The organism is Rhodococcus sp. D-46 (assembly GCF_011290655.1).
In the GTDB taxonomy this organism is placed as follows: Bacteria; Actinomycetota; Actinomycetes; order Mycobacteriales; family Mycobacteriaceae; genus Rhodococcus_F; species Rhodococcus_F qingshengii.
Window position 1 is genome coordinate 80,596 of record NZ_JAANTF010000015.1, and the last position, 16,506, is coordinate 97,101.

Sequence of the window (16,506 nt, forward strand, 5' to 3'; positions counted from 1 at the left end):
TTTGCCCGGCAAGATAGCCGACGCGTAGTCTTACTCACGCGAGTGTCTGTCATCCGACCGATTGTCTATACGAGATCTTTACCAAGGTCTCGGAATCAGTCGGACCGAGGGAGCTCGCGGTGCGCTTCCGCGGTGTGGAATGTGATCCGGTATTCGGTTGTTCGTTATTGATGCAGCTGGGTACTTCGATCTAGTACTTCACAAAGTACTTCCAACATTTGTACGCCACAGTTGCGCATCTCGTCCGACAAAATCCATCAACCGACCACAACTCGTCCGGAGCAATTCAACATATGCCCTCCACAACCGTCACCTCGCCGCAGGTTGCCATTAACGACATTGGCTCCGCCGAGGACTTCCTCGCCGCCATCGATGCCACGATCAAGTACTTCAACGATGGCGACATCGTCGAAGGAACCATCGTCAAGGTCGACCGCGACGAGGTTCTGCTCGACATCGGTTACAAGACCGAAGGCGTCATCCCTTCTCGTGAGCTCTCCATCAAGCACGACGTCGACCCCAATGAGGTCGTCTCCGTGGGAGATGCGGTCGAGGCTCTCGTCCTCACCAAGGAGGACAAAGAAGGTCGACTGATCCTGTCGAAGAAGCGCGCTCAGTACGAGCGTGCCTGGGGCACCATCGAGGAGCTCAAGGAGAAGGACGAGGCCGTCAAGGGCACCGTCATCGAGGTCGTCAAGGGCGGCCTCATCCTTGACATCGGTCTTCGTGGCTTCCTCCCCGCTTCGCTCGTCGAAATGCGTCGCGTCCGCGACCTCCAGCCGTACGTCGGCAAGGAGATCGAGGCCAAGATCATCGAGCTCGACAAGAACCGCAACAACGTGGTCCTGTCGCGCCGCGCATGGCTCGAGCAGACTCAGTCCGAGGTTCGCAGCGAATTCCTGCACCAGCTCCAGAAGGGCCAGGTCCGCAAGGGCGTCGTGTCCTCCATCGTCAACTTCGGTGCATTCGTGGACCTGGGCGGCGTAGACGGTCTGGTTCACGTTTCCGAGCTGTCTTGGAAGCACATCGATCACCCGTCCGAGGTTGTCGAGGTCGGCACCGAGGTCACCGTCGAGGTTCTCGACGTCGACCTGGACCGCGAGCGCGTCTCCCTGTCGCTCAAGGCAACGCAGGAAGATCCGTGGCGTCAGTTCGCCCGCACGCACGCCATCGGCCAGATCGTGCCCGGCAAGGTCACGAAGCTGGTTCCGTTCGGTGCATTCGTGCGCGTCGAAGAGGGAATCGAAGGCCTCGTTCACATCTCGGAGCTCGCTGAGCGCCACGTCGAGGTTCCGGACCAGGTTGTCGGCGTCGGCGACGATGCACTCGTCAAGGTCATCGACATCGACCTCGAGCGTCGTCGTATCTCGCTGTCGCTGAAGCAGGCCAACGAGGATTACAACGCCGAGTTCGATCCGTCCAAGTACGGCATGGCCGACTCGTACGACGAGCAGGGCAACTACATCTTCCCCGAGGGCTTCGATCCCGAGACCAACGAATGGCTCGAGGGCTTCGACAAGCAGCGTGAAGAGTGGGAGAACCGCTACGCCGAGGCTGAGCGTCGCCACAAGATGCACACCGCTCAGATGGAGAAGACCGCTGCAGACGAGGCCGCTGAGGCTGCCACCGCTGCTGCCGGCTACTCCTCGGAGACGGCTGCTGCAGACGACGCCGAGGTTCCGGCTGCTGCCGGCTCCGCTCCGGCCGAGTCCGCTGGCGGATCGCTTGCCAGCGATGCACAGCTCGCCGCACTTCGCGAGAAGCTGTCGGGCAACGCATAAGGATTACCGCTTGATCTGATCAGGCGAGATCTGTGAAGAACCCCGCCCCTGCACGTGCAGGGGCGGGGTTCTTTTCTCTGCCAGGTGTCACTTGCGAGCGAAGAATCAATTCAGTGAGTGAACACAAAAATGACCGGCACCGAGGGGTTGCCGGTCATTTTGTACTTCGTGAAGAGAACTCAGTTTGCGGGAGCAGGCACCCAGTAGGTGGCGGTCGCTTCGGCTGTGCGCTTACGCATCGACGCGAAGCTGTGTCGGCCTTGGCTCACGAGCATCGTGAACCACGTACGACGGTGCTCTGCCAGGGCAAAAGCAACTTCGGGAAACTCTATGCAGTGCACGCCGTTCGGCATTCCGAGGCGGTGCTGACCGTGATGGTCGCGATCTGCTCGCATGGCGTCCACTTTCTCGAGAAGGTGCAGGTACAGGTGCGTTCGCTAGAACATAACCGCACGGTCACCGAAATTGTGGTATTTGAGCCTCGAACGCGCCGGCGTGTTCGATCAGTAGGCGTGTCTGAATCTCTCGGGCGCGGAGATGAGAGACTGTCGAGTGTGTTGAGAGTTGGCCTCACTGGAGGCATCGGAGCCGGTAAGTCGACAGTGTCGAAAATCCTCAGCGAACTGGGAGCCGTCATCGTCGACGCCGACCTGATCGCCCGAGAAGTGGTCGAGCCCGGTACTCCGGGACTTGCCGCTCTGGTCGATGCATTCGGCGACGGGATTCTGTCCGAGGACGGCAGCCTCAACCGACCCGCGCTGGCGTCGTTGGCGTTTGCCGACGACACGTCACGCGGAACTCTCAACGGCATCCTCCACCCACTGATCGGTGCGCGGACGATGGAGCAGATTTCGTCTGCGCCGTCGGATGCAGTGCTCGTTCAAGATATTCCGCTGTTGGTCGAGGGTTCGATGGCGCCGGCATTCAATCTGGTCGTCATCGTCTACGTCGACGAGGAGGAACGAGTTCGACGCTTGGTGGGCTCGCGCGGCATGCCTGAATCCGACGCTCGTGCGCGCATCGCAGCGCAGGCAAATGACGATCAGCGTCGTGCTGTTGCCGACGTGTGGCTCGACAACAGCGGAGAGCCGGGTTCACTCGACGACGTGGTCCGCGACTTGTGGGCGAATCGACTTGTTCCCTTCGAGAAGAACCTCCGCGAGGGCACGGTAGTGCGCGCACTGCCCGAGCTGACTCCAGCCGACCCGTCGTGGCCGGCGCAGGCCGAACGAATCATCGGCCGGTTGTCGTTGGCGTCCGGTGACCGCGCGCGCCGTATCGATCACATCGGATCGACCGCAGTGCCTGGTCTCGATGCCAAGGACGTGATCGACATTCAGATCACTGTCGAGCACCTCGGCGTTGCCGACGACCTCGCGGAAGATCTGGCCGCTGCCGGGTTCCCCCGGATCGAGCACATCGTCGCCGACGACCCGAAACCGTCGTACCTCGGTGGCGAGACCGATCCGGCGGTGTGGGCGAAGCGAATTCACGGAAGCGCCGATCCAGGGCGCCGCGCGAACATCCACATTCGGGTGGATGGTTGGCCGGGTCAGCAGTTCGCGATCCTCTTCCGTGACTGGCTTCGCGCCGACGCAGCGGCGCGTGCCGAATATGCCGAACTCAAGGTCAAGGCAGCCGAGAGTGCCGCCGGCATCGACGACTACGCCGCTGCGATCGATGCCTACCTGGGAGTCAAGACGCCGTGGTTCGACGCCGCTTTCCACCGGGCATGGGAGTGGGCCGAGAAATCAGGCTGGTCCCTCTAACCACTCAGCGCCACGTGACCGGCATGCCCACCGAGGTGAGCCAGGCGTCGAGATCGTGACCGTGGGCGGCGATGCCCTCGATAGCGCGGGCCGCGTTCAGCATCGCACGCTCTGACGTCTTCGGGTCGAGAATCCCGGCGGTGTTCGCCTCGAGCAATTCGTCGACGTCGAGCAATTCGACGCTGCGTCCGGTCTGCACAATCAGGTCGAGGTAGTGGTCCTCGGACGTCCAGACCTGGTCGCCGCGGATGAAGTCGCCGATGTCGACATAGAAATCCCAGTCTCGGATGTGTTCCGGGGTGAAGTGCAGGATCGACGCCCGAATTCCGAGTTCGGGAATGATCCAGGACTCCAGGTAGTGAAACCGGGGATGGTCGGCGTGACGCGCCATGTACAACCCCCACGGTTCTTCGCGGTAGTGCTCGACCGGGCGAACGAAGCCCTTGGGATCGACGTTGGTGCGAGCTGCGATGTCGAAGGTTTCGACCTTCGGCCGGTGAATGTGGGGACGTTCCTCGCTCATGGTCGAAGAACCTACCGCCGAACTGCATTTTCGGCTGAACGCGGACGAGCGGGCATTGTGTCGGTAGGTGCGCTTACCCTGGTTTCATGGCGTTTGCTTCCGAACATCCCGTGGTCGCGCATTCCGAGTTTCGGCCGGTTGGTGACATCGAGCGCTCAGACGCGCGCTTCGAGGTCGTCAGCCCGTACGAACCGGCAGGCGATCAGCCGGCAGCTATCGCCGAGCTGGAGAAACGGATCAACGAGGGGGAGAAGGACGTAGTCCTCCTCGGTGCGACCGGTACCGGTAAGTCGGCCACGACTGCGTGGTTGATCGAGAAGCTGCAGCGCCCAGCTCTGGTGATGGCTCCGAACAAGACTTTGGCGGCTCAGCTCGCGAACGAGCTTCGGGAAATGCTACCCAACAACGCGGTCGAGTACTTCGTCTCGTACTACGACTACTACCAACCCGAGGCGTACATCGCCCAGACGGACACCTACATCGAGAAGGATTCGTCCGTCAACGACGATGTCGAGCGGCTGCGCCACTCGGCGACGTCCAGCCTTCTGTCACGACGGGACGTGGTCGTGGTGGCCTCGGTGTCGTGCATCTACGGCCTCGGTACACCGCAGTCGTACCTCGATCGCTCGATTCAGCTGGACGTCGGTGTGGAGGTACCGCGGGATGCGTTCCTGCGTCTGCTCGTCGACGTTCAGTACAACCGCAACGACATGGCGTTCACGCGAGGTTCGTTCCGCGTGCGCGGCGACACGGTCGAGATCATTCCGTCGTACGAAGAGCTGGCGGTCCGCATCGAATTCTTCGGTGACGAGATCGAGGCACTGTACTACCTCCATCCACTGACCGGTGACATCGTTCGCCAGGTCGACACGGTTCGTATCTTCCCGGCGACGCACTACGTCGCCGGCCCTGAACGCATGGAGCGTGCCGCCAAGGACATCGAGGCGGAACTCGAAGAGCGACTCGCCGAGCTCGAAGGCAAGGGCAAGCTCCTCGAGGCTCAGCGTCTGCGCATGCGTACGCAGTACGACCTCGAGATGATCAAACAGGTCGGATTCTGCTCCGGCATCGAGAACTACTCGCGCCACATCGACGGCCGTGGCCCTGGAACTGCCCCCGCAACCTTGATCGACTACTTCCCGGAAGATTTCCTTCTGGTCATCGACGAGTCGCACGTGACGGTTCCTCAGATCGGCGCCATGTACGAGGGCGATATGTCGCGCAAGCGAAACCTGGTCGAGTTCGGATTCCGGCTACCGTCGGCAACAGATAACCGCCCTCTGACTTGGGAAGAATTCAGTCAGCGGATCGGTCAGACCGTCTACTTGTCGGCGACACCAGGTAAGTACGAGTTGGGTCAGTCCGGCGGTGAGTTCGTCGAGCAGGTGATCCGCCCGACCGGATTGATCGATCCCGAGGTCATCGTCAAACCCACCAAGGGACAGATCGACGATCTCGTTCACGAAATCCGCGAGCGAGCGGAACGTGACGAGCGTGTGCTGGTCACGACGTTGACCAAGAAGATGTCGGAAGATCTGACCGATTACCTGCTCGAACTCGGTATTCGCGTCCGCTACCTGCACTCGGATATCGATACGCTCCGGCGAGTCGAGTTGCTCCGTCAGCTCCGCCTGGGGGAGTACGACGTGCTGGTCGGCATCAACCTCCTGCGTGAGGGACTCGACCTTCCCGAGGTGTCGCTGGTCGCGATTCTCGATGCCGACAAGGAAGGTTTCCTGCGTAGCTCCACCAGTCTCATTCAGACGATCGGCCGAGCGGCTCGAAATGTATCCGGTCAAGTGCACATGTATGCGGACAAGATCACCGCTTCCATGGCGCAGGCCATCGAGGAAACCGAGCGACGACGCGAGAAGCAGGTCGCCTACAACGAGAAGATGGGCGTCGACCCACAACCTCTACGCAAGAAGATCGCGGACATTCTCGATCAGGTGTACGAGGAGGCAGAGGACACTGCGGCGTCCGTGGACGTCGGTGGTTCGGGTCGCAATGCGACGCGTGGTCGGCGTGCGCAGGGTGAGGCCGGTCGTGCGGTCAGTGCGGGTGTGTACGAGGGGCGCGACACCAAATCGATGCCTCGGGCCGAATTGGCAGATCTGGTCAAGGAACTCACCGATCAGATGATGAACGCTGCACGTGACCTTCAGTTCGAGTTGGCTGGGCGATTGCGAGACGAAATCTCGGATTTGAAGAAGGAGCTTCGAGGAATGGACGCCGCGGGTCTCAAGTAGGTCGCCTCGCGTGCGTTCGTGCTTTCGACCGCTACGGTTTCAGGTATGGATGCACAGACTGCAGGCAAGACCGCGCGGACTCTCGAACTTCTCCATTCCTTGGCGTACTTCGTCCCGGAGACGGAGAAGGAACTTGTCGGCGTCGGGTTGGAGCCTGGCCGAATGGTGTACTTTGCCGGGCGATCAGCTCCGCTCGGCGCTCCACCCGCGACTGTCGTCACGGCCACCTTCTTCAACTTCAATCCTGAATTGATCGCCAGTGTCATCCCACGTGCCTGGGAATTGGCGAGGCCCACAGAGGTTGTCGCCGCGCGGTATCGGGCAATCGACGCGGCGTACGTCCGCCTGTTCGGTGCAGACGTGACAGGATCGGCGGACATGGCCGAGGCCGCCGAACTCGTGTCGATCGCTGCCCAGAACATTCCTGGAGTGGACGGCCGCCCTCTGTACGCGGGTTGGGCGTCGCTCGACTGGCCGGCCGAGCCGCACCTGCGTTTCTGGCACGCGCTGACACTGCTGCGTGAGTATCGCGGTGACGGCCACATTGCGGCCCTTCAGACCGCGGGATTGAACGGCCTGGACGCGTTGATCACGCACACCGCGACGGGAATCGGGTTTCAGCGCAAATTCGCGCAGACTCGTCGCGGATGGTCGCAGGAACAGTGGGACGAGGCCGTCGAGAGTTTGAAGGACCGCGAACTGCTGGATCGTTCGTCCGGTGCGCTGACCGAGGACGGGCAGGACTTGCGTGACGTCGTCGAAGACCTGACGGACGACCTCGCTTTGGCTCCGTGGGATGCGCTGGGTGAGGAGGGTGCCAAGCGGTTGCTGGAATTGGCGACGCCGTGGCGTACCGCCCTGGTCGAGCAGGAAGTATTTCCGGCGGCGCTGTTCGGGCCCCGCTTTGGCAAACTTCGCTGAGTGGTCACCACCGAACAAATGTGTCTGTGACGAAGAATCACATTCACTGTGGGCTTGTGGCGTGTACTGCAAATAACACTATCCGCGGCACAATCCCGCTAATGTCAGCGCAGCGGTTGTCGAGCGGGCGCAACAGCGTTGCGCCCGGTGCCGGCCGTACCGTCCGTCCCGTAACCATGGAGGAATGAATGAGTGCCTACCGGACCGTTGTCGTAGGAACCGATGGCTCCGAGTCGTCACTGAAGGCAGTCGACAGAGCTGCCGCCATTGCCAGTGGCTCGGACGCTCAGCTCGTCATCGCGTGTGCGTACTACCCGGCTGATCCCAAGGACGTGAGCGCTGCCGCTGATGCGTTGGGTAACGAGGCCTACCAGGTCACCGGTTCCGCTCCGACCTACGAGATCCTTCGCACCGCTCGTGAGCGCGCACATGCCCAGGGGGCAAAGGATGTTGTCGAGCGCGCCGTCGTCGGCGCTCCCGTCGAATCGCTTCTCGCTTTGCTCGACGAGGTGAAGGGCGACTTGCTGGTCGTCGGAAATCGCGGATTGAACACGTTGACCGGGCGTCTACTCGGATCGGTGCCTTCCGATGCCGCTCGCAAGGCGACGTCCGATGTCCTGATCGTGCACACCGTTCGCTGAACTACCGGCAGTAGTCGGCCTCGGCCGCATCGACGAACACTTCAGCCAGTTGATCGGCGCTGGGGGGTGTTGTCGATGCGGCCGAGCCGTTTCCGGAGGTGACCATTGGTTCGCTTGCTCCGTTCAGCGATACCGCCCGCAGATTCGCGATGATCATCGCTCGATCCGTTCCGGCTGCGAGCTGCTGGCAGACGCCGTCACCGAGCGCCTGCAACATGTCGTCGGAAAAGGCGGGCGTGACCCCGGTAGACGCAAGCGCCGCCCGCAGCCTTTCTGCCTCGTCTACCGGTTTTTCGGTCGGTGCGGCAGCAACAGCAGCGATGTCGTCGCTGCCTGCAGCAGCCGTCGAACTCGAATCATCCTCTGAGCAACCGGCTGTCACCGCCGCAAGCATCCCGACGCCGATCACCACGCGAGCGATCTTGCGGATGGGTGCGGCGGAACTTGCGGGCAGGCCAAGCACGAGGGGTCATTCCTTCAGTCGTCGACACAAATTGGAGTGACACCACCATTCGTGGTGTCACGCACGAACCTACTCCGTGATGCTCACGAATCGAAGGCCAACTCTGCTGCTTCGACGCCGTCGAGAACCGAGGGGAGCGACTCGACGTGAATGATGCCGAGCCTCTGGGTAGCGCGGGTCAATGCGACGTAGAGGTCGTTCATTCCGCGTGGTGACTCGTCGAGAATGTCGGCAGGTTCGACGATCAACACTGTGTCGAACTCGAGTCCCTTGACGTCCTTGACGGACAGGACGCTTACGGTGTCACTCGCAATGCCCGCCAGATCGGCAACGACCTCGGAACCGGCGATCACTGCGGTGATACCGGGATGCGACTCGGACTCGATGCAACGGCGCACGGTCGATTCCAATTCTTCGGCCGTGGTCTTGAGCGCCCACGGCGCGAATCCGCTGTCGCGTACCGACCGGGGCACGGATTGCTCCGGGTCGATCTCTTCGAGCACACGGTGCGCGACATCCATGATCTCCGAGGGAGTTCGGTAGTTGACGGTCAGTTCGGTGAGCTTCCAGCGCTTGGCGACGTAAGGCTCGAGAATCTTCTGCCAGGACGAAGTTCCCGCGGGATCACCGGTCTGAGCTGTATCGCCGACCAACGTCATCCAGCGATTCGGTATGCGTCGCATCAGCATTCGCCACGCCATTTCGGAGAGCTCTTGGGCTTCGTCGACGATCACGTGACCGTAGGTCCAGGTTCGGTCGCCGGCAGCGCGTTCTGCCGTGGTCTGGCGCTGGCCCTGATCGTGGCGTTGGGCGAGTTGGCTGGCGTCGATCAAGTCGTACGCCATCAAGATCTCGGGATCCATCTCGTCTTCGAGATCCTGTGGTGCAGACCCGGTGAGGATGTCGAGGGCGCCCTGGGCGTCGGCGATCTGCGCGCGCCATTCACGTTGTGCGCGTTCGCGTTCGGCGGCGTCGTCGACGCCGAGAATCTCGGCCAGTTCGTCGAGCAGGGGAGCATCGGCCGCACTGAAACCCGGTCCGACGCTCTGCAGAAGCTCGTCGCGTTGGGCGTCGTCGAGTTGCGGCGCTGCCTTGGCCAACCTCGCCGGCGACGTCCACAGTTCCGCGAGGATTTGCTGCGGCGACAATTCGGGCCACAGCTTTCCGATGGCGGACATGATGTCAGGGTCCTCACGCATCTCGTCGCGAATGTCGGCGATGTCGTCCCGACTGAGGAGTGACCCACCGTCGACGAGGTTTCCGCCGATGAGTTCGGCCATCTGCAGTGCCAACGCCTCGATGACTGCTGCCACGAAGATCGGGCGCGCCAGGTTGTGTGGGCGACGCGACGACCGAGCGCGCCCGCGCGCCTTCGTGACAGTCTTGCGATCCAGTTTCAAGTCGTACGTGTCGAATCGAAGGGTTATCGGCTTCGACGGAACTTCCTGCCGATCCCGGACGGCGTTCTTGAGTACGTCGAGGATCGCGAGGGAACCCTTGATCTCACCGGCGGCGAGGGAATCCGTACGAGTCGCACGCACTCCGGGATACAGGTCCCCGATCGTCGAGAGCAGAACTCCGGTCTCGCCGAGTGAAGGAAGGACCTGGCTGATGTAGTCGAGGAACGTCGCGTTCGGCCCGATGATGAGAACACCGGCCTTGGCCAGTTGCTGACGGTAGGTGTAGAGCAAGAAGGCGGCACGGTGAAGGGCGACTGCGGTTTTACCGGTACCCGGACCGCCCTGGACGACCAAAACGCTCTTGTGCTCGGAGCGGATGATGGCATCCTGCTCACTCTGAATGGTCTCGACGATGTCGTTCATCTGACCCGTACGCGCTGCGTTCAGAGCGTCCAGGAGTGCGCTCTCACCGGCGACGCCACCGGCTTCGGTCACCACGCCGGCGGCTCGGGCAGCGTCGAGGTCCAGGTATTCGTCGTTGATTCCGGTGACTGTTCGGCTCCGACTGCGGATATGGCGTCGTCGCTTGACGCCCTCAGGTGCCGCGGGCGTCGCCAGATAGAACGGGCGTGCCATCGGAGCTCGCCAGTCGAGCAGTAGCGTTTCGTAGTCGTTGTCGGTGTCCAGAATTCCGAGTCGGCCGACGTAGCGTCGCTCGTCGTCGAAGTCGATGCGTCCGAAACACATTCCGTTCTCGGCTGCGTCGTACTTGGCGAGATCTTCGGTGTACATGGCATTGAAGGATTCGCGTTCACTGCGTGCTTGCGGGGTTCCGCCGGTCTCGAGGAGCACCGTGCTCAAGCGAGTTTGGGCATACTTTCGAAGATCGTCGAGACGGGAGTACAACATCGTCACGTACTGCTGCTCGAGCTCTTGCTCGTTCAGTGACGGGTCCGCGTCGGGCAAAGGATCTCCTAGGCTTGATGAGAAATTCACGCGCTGCAAAAGCGCCAAGACAGTCTAGTTCCCCCAGATGAACTGCCGCATAGATACAGGTCAGGCCACCCGAAGGTGGCCTGACCGTGTTTTCGGTGCACTCAGTGCGTCAATTCGTCCTTCTTGGCGCGAGCCTTTTCGAGCGCCTTCTCGGCGCGCTTTCGGGCACGCTTACCCAGCACCTCGGTCTGCTCCGACGCCGTTTCGGCCCACTCGTTGCTCTTTTCGAGCGCGAGTTCGGCGAACTCGGAGCTGCGCTTGCTCGCCAGCTCTGCCAGTTCGGCGCTGCGCTCGCGTGCGGTCTCGGCCAGTTCGGAGCCGCGCTTCTGCGCGACTTCGAGGATGTCCGGGCCGCGTTCTTTGGCGACCTCTCCGAATTCCGCGGCTCGCTTGCTCGCGATCTCCGCGAACTCGGAGCTGCGCTCCTTCGCAAGTTCGAGCCAATCCGTGCCGTGTGCCTTCGCGGTTTCGGCAAGCTCGGAACCGCGTTCGGATGCCACCGACAGAGCATGCTCGACGCGATCGCTCGTGTGATCGGTCTGCGATGCGACCAATGGAAGTGCCGCGGCGATAGACGCCTGGGCTTTCTTCGCGGCGCGACGGCCGCGCCAGCCGAGCGACGGCTTGCCCTCGGTGTCGACGGAGGCGATCATCAGTCCGCCGAGCAAGCTGACGTTCTTGATGAAGTTGGTGCGCTGCATCGCTCGCAGTGACGGATCGGTTTCGTTCCAGAAGTCGTGACCGGCAAGCGTGGTCGGTACCAGGCTCCCCGCGAGCACCAACGACGCGAGCCGCGGCGCCTTGCCGGTGGCCAGCAGGGCACCGCCGCCGATCTGGACGGCGGCGTTGATCTTGACGAGTGTTTCCGGATCAGCAGGCACCTTCTGCGTCACTGCTCCTGGCAGCGTCTCGACGGATTTGTCGATCAGCGGTGACGCTTTGGCTGCTCGCTGAGCAGGGTTGCGCAAAGCATCGATTCCCCCGGCGATGAAGATCGTGGAAAGCAGTGGACGAGCAATTCGACGTACCAGCATGTTTCAAGCCTCCCGATGTAGGTTCGTTTTCCACCCTAGCGATCTCACAAGGAATTGGTCCGGTTCGGCGATCCCGGCACGCCTGGCCCGGTCGCCGGATTCCTGGTCGCCGAAGCGCGCTGTACTGCGACGATGACTTCTCCACTGATCCGGACACACCGTTCTGAAGCATCCGTTACCGCGTGTCCGCATACGGCGTGTTCGAAGGTGTCACAGTATGCTCACCGTTCGAGCACGATGGTGTTGTGACCACCAAGATGACTCAGAATTTCGGCTCGACCCTTCCCACCGGCTGGGGACAGCTGTCGGACGAGGAGAACGAGAGAAACTGGGCGGTCTTTCGTGACCGCTTTGGGTTCACGCCCGGCATCGACGCACGATCTTGGCCCGCCATCGCCGAGCCCATCCCGTCCGTGGTCTTCGATTTGGGTGCGGCGCCAGCTGCGACTCCCGGGGCGTGGGCCGCTCGCGTGGATGCGATCAACGCCGAAGCGTTGCGCTGTTTTGTCACCGATTGGAACGACGATCCCAACTTCGTTGTTCTGGATTGGCAGCATCCGGGCTACACCTTCGACGCGGAGGCACATGCTGCTGCGAAGGAGCTTGCGGAGTGGCGTGTCCCGGTCTATCCGAACGGTGACTACTACATATTCAGTCGGGACGACTTCACGGAAGGGACCTTCGGCCATCCGTGGGAACGCACGCTGTGTGTGTTCGGGGAACGGATGGTCGAAGGACTGGGCCGGACTCTGTCGACCTGGCTTCCGCGACTTCGAGTCAACGGTGAACAGGTCGACAGCCAAGTCGGTTAGCGGGGTCCAGTATGGAACAGGTGAAACGTCACCAACCGCGTTCGCGCCACTCCGCCAGGTGCGGGCGCTCGGCGCCGAGCGTCGTGTCCTTGCCATGCCCGGGGTAGACGACGGTCGCGTCGTCGTACCTTCCGAACAGCTTGTTTTCCACGTCGTCGAGTAGAGAAGTGAACTTCTCGGGGTCGGCGGTCTTGCCTACTCCGCCGGGGAAGAGTGAGTCGCCGGTGAAGAGGTGAACCTGTCCGCTCGGTTCGGTGAGAGCCAGCGCGATGGAGCCGGGCGTGTGGCCGGACAGGTGAATGACGTCGAGGCTCAAGTTGCCAACGGTCACCTTGTCGCCGTCTTCGAGGAGTACGTCCGGGGTGACGGGAAGGACCTCTGCGTCGAGGGGGTGCGCGGCGGTCGGCACCTTGGTTGCGGCGTGAACGTCTTCGAGGGCCAACCAGTGATCGCCGTGCTGGTGGGTGGTGACGATGGAATCGAAAACAGGTGCTTCCTGTTCGATGAGCGCGATGATCTTCTCGGCTTCGTTGGCCGCATCGATCAGGAGAGATTTCCCGGTCGTGGAACAGGCGACGAGGTAAGTGTTGTTGTCCATGGGGCCGACCGACATCTTCGTGATGACGGCGCCTTCGACTGTGCGCCGCTGAGGGGCAGAATCGGGGGAGACCTGACCGGTGTAGGAGTCGTCGATCACGATGGGCTGATTCGTCATGAAACGCAGGCTACCTTCGAATAGGGGCAGGTAGAGCGATGGGCTCGCCTGGTGAGAAAAACGTGTCGGTGGCTCGGCCTACGATGACGATCGCTCGAGGACTCGCGTTTGCGAGGCCACTCGAGACTTCTCCGGGGGGACGGCCCCGGACGATTGACAATGAAGGGAATTGGTGTGGCGGATCGCCTGATCGTGCGGGGTGCGCGTGAGCACAATCTGCGAGGAGTCGATCTCGACCTCCCGCGAGACAGCCTGATCGTCTTCACCGGGTTGTCCGGCTCCGGCAAGTCCAGCCTCGCGTTCGACACGATCTTCGCCGAAGGTCAGCGCCGCTACGTCGAGTCGCTCTCGGCATACGCGCGTCAGTTCCTCGGTCAGATGGACAAGCCGGATGTGGACTTCATCGAGGGATTGTCTCCTGCGGTGTCGATCGACCAGAAGTCGACCAACCGCAACCCCCGTTCGACGGTGGGCACCATTACCGAGGTCTACGACTACCTCCGACTTCTCTATGCCCGCGCGGGTTCGGCGCACTGCCCGGTGTGTGGTGAGAAGATCGCACGTCAGACGCCCCAGCAGATCGTCGACCAGGTGCTCGAGATGGAGGAGGGCATCAAGTTCCAGGTCCTCGCACCAGTGGTCCGTACTCGTAAGGGCGAGTTCGTCGATCTCTTCGATCAGCTCAACACCCAGGGCTACTCGCGAGTGCGCGTCGACGGTGTCGTCCATTCGCTGGCCGATCCGCCGAAGCTCAAGAAGCAGGAAAAGCACGACATCGAAGTAGTGGTCGACCGATTGCAGGTCAAGGCGAGTTCGAAGCAGCGCCTGACCGACTCGGTCGAGACCGCACTTCGCTTGGCTGAAGGCATCGTGGTCCTCGACTTCGTCGACCGTGAAGAAAATGCACCTGATCGTGAGCGTCGTTTCTCCGAGAAGTTGGCCTGCCCGAATGGCCACGCACTCGCGATCGACGATCTCGAACCGCGCTCGTTCTCCTTCAACTCGCCCTACGGCGCCTGCCCGGAATGCACCGGCCTCGGTATCCGCAAGGAGGTCGACCCGGATCTGGTGGTTCCCGATCCCGACCTGAGTCTCGAAGACGGAGCAATCGCGCCGTGGTCGATGGGCCAGAGTTCGGAGTACTTCGGACGTTTGCTGTCCGGCCTCGGCGACATTCTCGGATTCGACATGAAGACGCCGTGGAACAAGTTGCCGGCGAAGGCCCGTAAAGCAATCCTCGAAGGCAGCGAGGAGCAGGTTCACGTCCGGTACAAGAACCGGTACGGCCGTACCCGTTCTTACTACGCGGAGTTCGAAGGTGTGATGCCGTTCCTGCATCGCCGGCTCGAGCAGACCGAATCGGATCAGATGAAGGAACGGTACGACGGGTACATGCGCGACACCCCGTGCCCGGCGTGTGGTGGTGCTCGCCTGCGCCCGGAAATCCTGTCGGTAACTATCGCGGCTGGGGACTTCGGCAGTAAGTCCATCGCCGAGGTCTGTGAACTGTCGATCTCCGATTGCGCGGACTTCTTGAACAGCCTCACTCTCGGCTCGCGCGAAGAGGCGATTGCGGGTCAGGTCCTCAAGGAAGTTCAGGCACGACTCGGGTTCCTGCTCGACGTCGGCTTGGAATACCTTTCCCTCTCGCGTGCCGCTGGCACGTTGTCCGGTGGCGAGGCCCAGCGAATCCGCTTGGCAACGCAGATCGGTTCCGGACTCGTCGGCGTGCTGTATGTACTCGACGAGCCGTCCATCGGCCTGCATCAGCGTGACAATCGACGACTGATCGAAACCCTGACGCGCTTGCGCGACCTCGGCAACACGCTGATCGTCGTCGAGCACGACGAAGACACGATCCGCACGTCCGACTGGGTAGTCGACATCGGACCGTACGCCGGCGAGCACGGCGGCAAGGTCGTCCACAGCGGGCCATACGAAGAACTGCTGACGTGTGAAGAATCTCTGACCGGCGCCTACCTGTCAGGTCGTAGCTTCATCGAGGTTCCGGCCATTCGTCGACCGGTGGACCGCAAACGCCAGGTCACGGTCGTCGGAGCTCGCGAGCACAATCTCGACGGCATCGACGTGAGTTTCCCGCTGGGTGTTCTCACCGCTGTCACCGGTGTCTCCGGTTCGGGCAAGTCGACGTTGGTCAACGACATTCTCGCGACCGTCATGGCGAACAAGCTCAACGGTGCACGCCAGGTACCTGGGCGTCACACACGAATCAACGGTCTCGATCAGCTGGACAAGCTCGTGCAGGTCGATCAGTCTCCGATCGGCCGGACTCCACGATCGAACGCGGCGACGTACACCGGCGTGTTCGACAAGATCCGAACCCTGTTCGCGGCCACCACGGAAGCGAAAGTCCGCGGTTACCAGCCCGGCCGATTCTCGTTCAACGTCAAGGGCGGACGCTGCGAGGCGTGCTCCGGCGACGGAACGCTGAAGATCGAGATGAATTTCCTGCCGGACGTGTACGTGCCCTGCGAGGTATGCCACGGCGCCCGGTACAACCGCGAAACGCTCGAGGTCCACTACAAGGGCAAGTCGATCGCCGAGGTACTCGACATGCCTATCGAGGAAGCAGCCGAGTTCTTCCAGCCGGTCACCTCAATTCACCGGTACCTCAAGACGCTGGTCGACGTCGGCCTGGGCTATGTCCGACTGGGTCAGCCGGCTCCGACTCTGTCCGGTGGTGAAGCGCAGCGCGTCAAGCTCGCCGCCGAATTGCAGAAGCGGTCCACCGGTCGCACGGTGTACATCCTCGACGAGCCCACCACGGGTCTGCATTTCGAGGACATCCGCAAGCTCCTGATCGTGATCAACGGTCTGGTGGACAAGGGCAACAGCGTGATCGTGATCGAGCACAACCTCGACGTGATCAAGACGTCGGACTGGGTCGTCGACATGGGGCCCGAAGGTGGATCCGGCGGCGGAACCGTTGTGGCGCAAGGTACCCCGGAGGACGTTGCCGCGGTCCCCGAGAGCTACACGGGCAAGTTCCTCAGTGAGGTTCTCACCGCACAGCACGCGCCGGTCAAGGCCAAGCCGATCACCAAGAAGCGTGCGACGAAGGCAGTTGCCGCAAAGAAGGCGGCGCCACGGAAGAAAGCTGCTTCCGTGAGCTAGTAGAAGGTGAGCAAGTAGAAGTCGGTCAGTGATGCCGGGTCGGAATCCGATCCGGCATCACTGCTTT

The 16,506-nt window shown here is 61.9% G+C and carries 13 protein-coding genes; 7 read left to right on the forward strand and 6 right to left on the reverse strand.

The features are described from left to right. The first annotated feature begins 293 nt into the window (after window positions 1-293). Window positions 294-1,781 carry a 30S ribosomal protein S1 gene (gene rpsA / locus G9U53_RS31105; RefSeq protein ID WP_165639868.1) on the forward strand — a complete coding sequence of 496 codons (1,488 nt, stop codon included), beginning with the start codon at window positions 294-296 and terminating at the stop codon, window positions 1,779-1,781. A gap of 179 nt (window positions 1,782-1,960) precedes the next feature. Here the strand turns inward: rpsA and G9U53_RS31110 are convergent, their stop codons facing one another. Continuing rightward, entirely contained in the window at window positions 1,961-2,176 is a 216-nt protein-coding gene (locus G9U53_RS31110) for a hypothetical protein (RefSeq protein ID WP_003944056.1), read from the reverse strand. Window positions 2,177-2,335: 159 nt separating this feature from the next. Between G9U53_RS31110 and coaE the strand changes: the two genes are divergently transcribed. Then, window positions 2,336-3,550: a dephospho-CoA kinase gene (coaE, locus tag G9U53_RS31115; RefSeq protein ID WP_047272286.1), complete on the forward strand. Its 1,215-nt coding sequence runs from the start codon at window positions 2,336-2,338 to the stop codon at window positions 3,548-3,550. Window positions 3,551-3,554: 4 nt separating this feature from the next. Here the strand turns inward: coaE and G9U53_RS31120 are convergent, their stop codons facing one another. Beyond that, the gene (locus G9U53_RS31120; RefSeq protein ID WP_003944071.1) at window positions 3,555-4,073 is read right to left on the reverse strand and encodes a DUF402 domain-containing protein; all 519 of its coding nucleotides are present in this window, start codon (window positions 4,071-4,073) and stop codon (window positions 3,555-3,557) included. Window positions 4,074-4,159: 86 nt separating this feature from the next. Here G9U53_RS31120 and uvrB point away from each other — a divergent pair, with 86 nt between their 5' ends. From uvrB to G9U53_RS31135, 3 genes are all read left to right on the forward strand, one after another. Further along, window positions 4,160-6,322 (forward strand): excinuclease ABC subunit UvrB, encoded by a 2,163-nt coding sequence (gene uvrB, locus G9U53_RS31125; protein WP_007728743.1) that lies wholly within the window; start codon window positions 4,160-4,162, stop codon window positions 6,320-6,322. A gap of 45 nt (window positions 6,323-6,367) precedes the next feature. Next, window positions 6,368-7,243 carry a hypothetical protein gene (locus tag G9U53_RS31130; RefSeq protein ID WP_007728746.1) on the forward strand — a complete coding sequence of 292 codons (876 nt, stop codon included), beginning with the start codon at window positions 6,368-6,370 and terminating at the stop codon, window positions 7,241-7,243. A 188-nt stretch (window positions 7,244-7,431) separates the two neighbouring features. After that, window positions 7,432-7,884 carry a universal stress protein gene (locus G9U53_RS31135; protein WP_003944055.1) on the forward strand — a complete coding sequence of 151 codons (453 nt, stop codon included), beginning with the start codon at window positions 7,432-7,434 and terminating at the stop codon, window positions 7,882-7,884. A 1-nt stretch (window position 7,885) separates the two neighbouring features. Here the strand turns inward: G9U53_RS31135 and G9U53_RS31140 are convergent, their stop codons facing one another. The 3 genes from G9U53_RS31140 to G9U53_RS31150 all read right to left on the reverse strand — a co-directional run bounded on the left by G9U53_RS31140 (window position 7,886) and on the right by G9U53_RS31150 (window position 11,777). Beyond that, window positions 7,886-8,347, reverse strand: a complete 462-nt coding sequence (locus G9U53_RS31140) for a DUF732 domain-containing protein (protein ID WP_003944104.1) — start codon at window positions 8,345-8,347, stop codon at window positions 7,886-7,888. Window positions 8,348-8,430: 83 nt separating this feature from the next. Continuing rightward, the gene (locus tag G9U53_RS31145) at window positions 8,431-10,713 is read right to left on the reverse strand and encodes an ATP-binding domain-containing protein (RefSeq protein ID WP_007728751.1); all 2,283 of its coding nucleotides are present in this window, start codon (window positions 10,711-10,713) and stop codon (window positions 8,431-8,433) included. Window positions 10,714-10,844: 131 nt separating this feature from the next. After that, a complete protein-coding gene (locus tag G9U53_RS31150; protein WP_003944048.1) occupies window positions 10,845-11,777 on the reverse strand; it encodes a DoxX family protein in 933 nt (310 codons plus the stop codon). 245 nt (window positions 11,778-12,022) lie between these two features. On the opposite strand from G9U53_RS31150, the gene G9U53_RS31155 reads away from it, so the two are divergent. Continuing rightward, window positions 12,023-12,589 (forward strand): DUF2716 domain-containing protein, encoded by a 567-nt coding sequence (locus G9U53_RS31155; protein ID WP_225320039.1) that lies wholly within the window; start codon window positions 12,023-12,025, stop codon window positions 12,587-12,589. 28 nt (window positions 12,590-12,617) lie between these two features. Here the strand turns inward: G9U53_RS31155 and G9U53_RS31160 are convergent, their stop codons facing one another. Continuing rightward, window positions 12,618-13,304 (reverse strand): MBL fold metallo-hydrolase, encoded by a 687-nt coding sequence (locus tag G9U53_RS31160; RefSeq protein ID WP_054187410.1) that lies wholly within the window; start codon window positions 13,302-13,304, stop codon window positions 12,618-12,620. 174 nt (window positions 13,305-13,478) lie between these two features. On the opposite strand from G9U53_RS31160, the gene uvrA reads away from it, so the two are divergent. Continuing rightward, window positions 13,479-16,439, forward strand: a complete 2,961-nt coding sequence (gene uvrA, locus G9U53_RS31165) for an excinuclease ABC subunit UvrA (RefSeq protein ID WP_024487477.1) — start codon at window positions 13,479-13,481, stop codon at window positions 16,437-16,439. Window positions 16,440-16,506: the final 67 nt, after the last annotated feature.

Excerpts from the sequence above, each read along its gene's own strand:
- uvrB (WP_007728743.1), top strand. The coding sequence starts at position 4,160 with ATGGCGTTTGCTTCCGAACATCCCGTGGTCGCGCATTCCGAGTTTCGG.
- G9U53_RS31110 (WP_003944056.1), bottom strand. The coding sequence starts at position 2,176 with ATGCGAGCAGATCGCGACCATCACGGTCAGCACCGCCTCGGAATGCCG.
- G9U53_RS31160 (WP_054187410.1), bottom strand. The coding sequence starts at position 13,304 with ATGACGAATCAGCCCATCGTGATCGACGACTCCTACACCGGTCAGGTC.
- G9U53_RS31130 (WP_007728746.1), top strand. The coding sequence starts at position 6,368 with ATGGATGCACAGACTGCAGGCAAGACCGCGCGGACTCTCGAACTTCTC.
- G9U53_RS31150 (WP_003944048.1), bottom strand. The coding sequence starts at position 11,777 with ATGCTGGTACGTCGAATTGCTCGTCCACTGCTTTCCACGATCTTCATC.
- rpsA (WP_165639868.1), top strand. The coding sequence starts at position 294 with ATGCCCTCCACAACCGTCACCTCGCCGCAGGTTGCCATTAACGACATT.
- G9U53_RS31135 (WP_003944055.1), top strand. The coding sequence starts at position 7,432 with ATGAGTGCCTACCGGACCGTTGTCGTAGGAACCGATGGCTCCGAGTCG.
- G9U53_RS31120 (WP_003944071.1), bottom strand. The coding sequence starts at position 4,073 with ATGAGCGAGGAACGTCCCCACATTCACCGGCCGAAGGTCGAAACCTTC.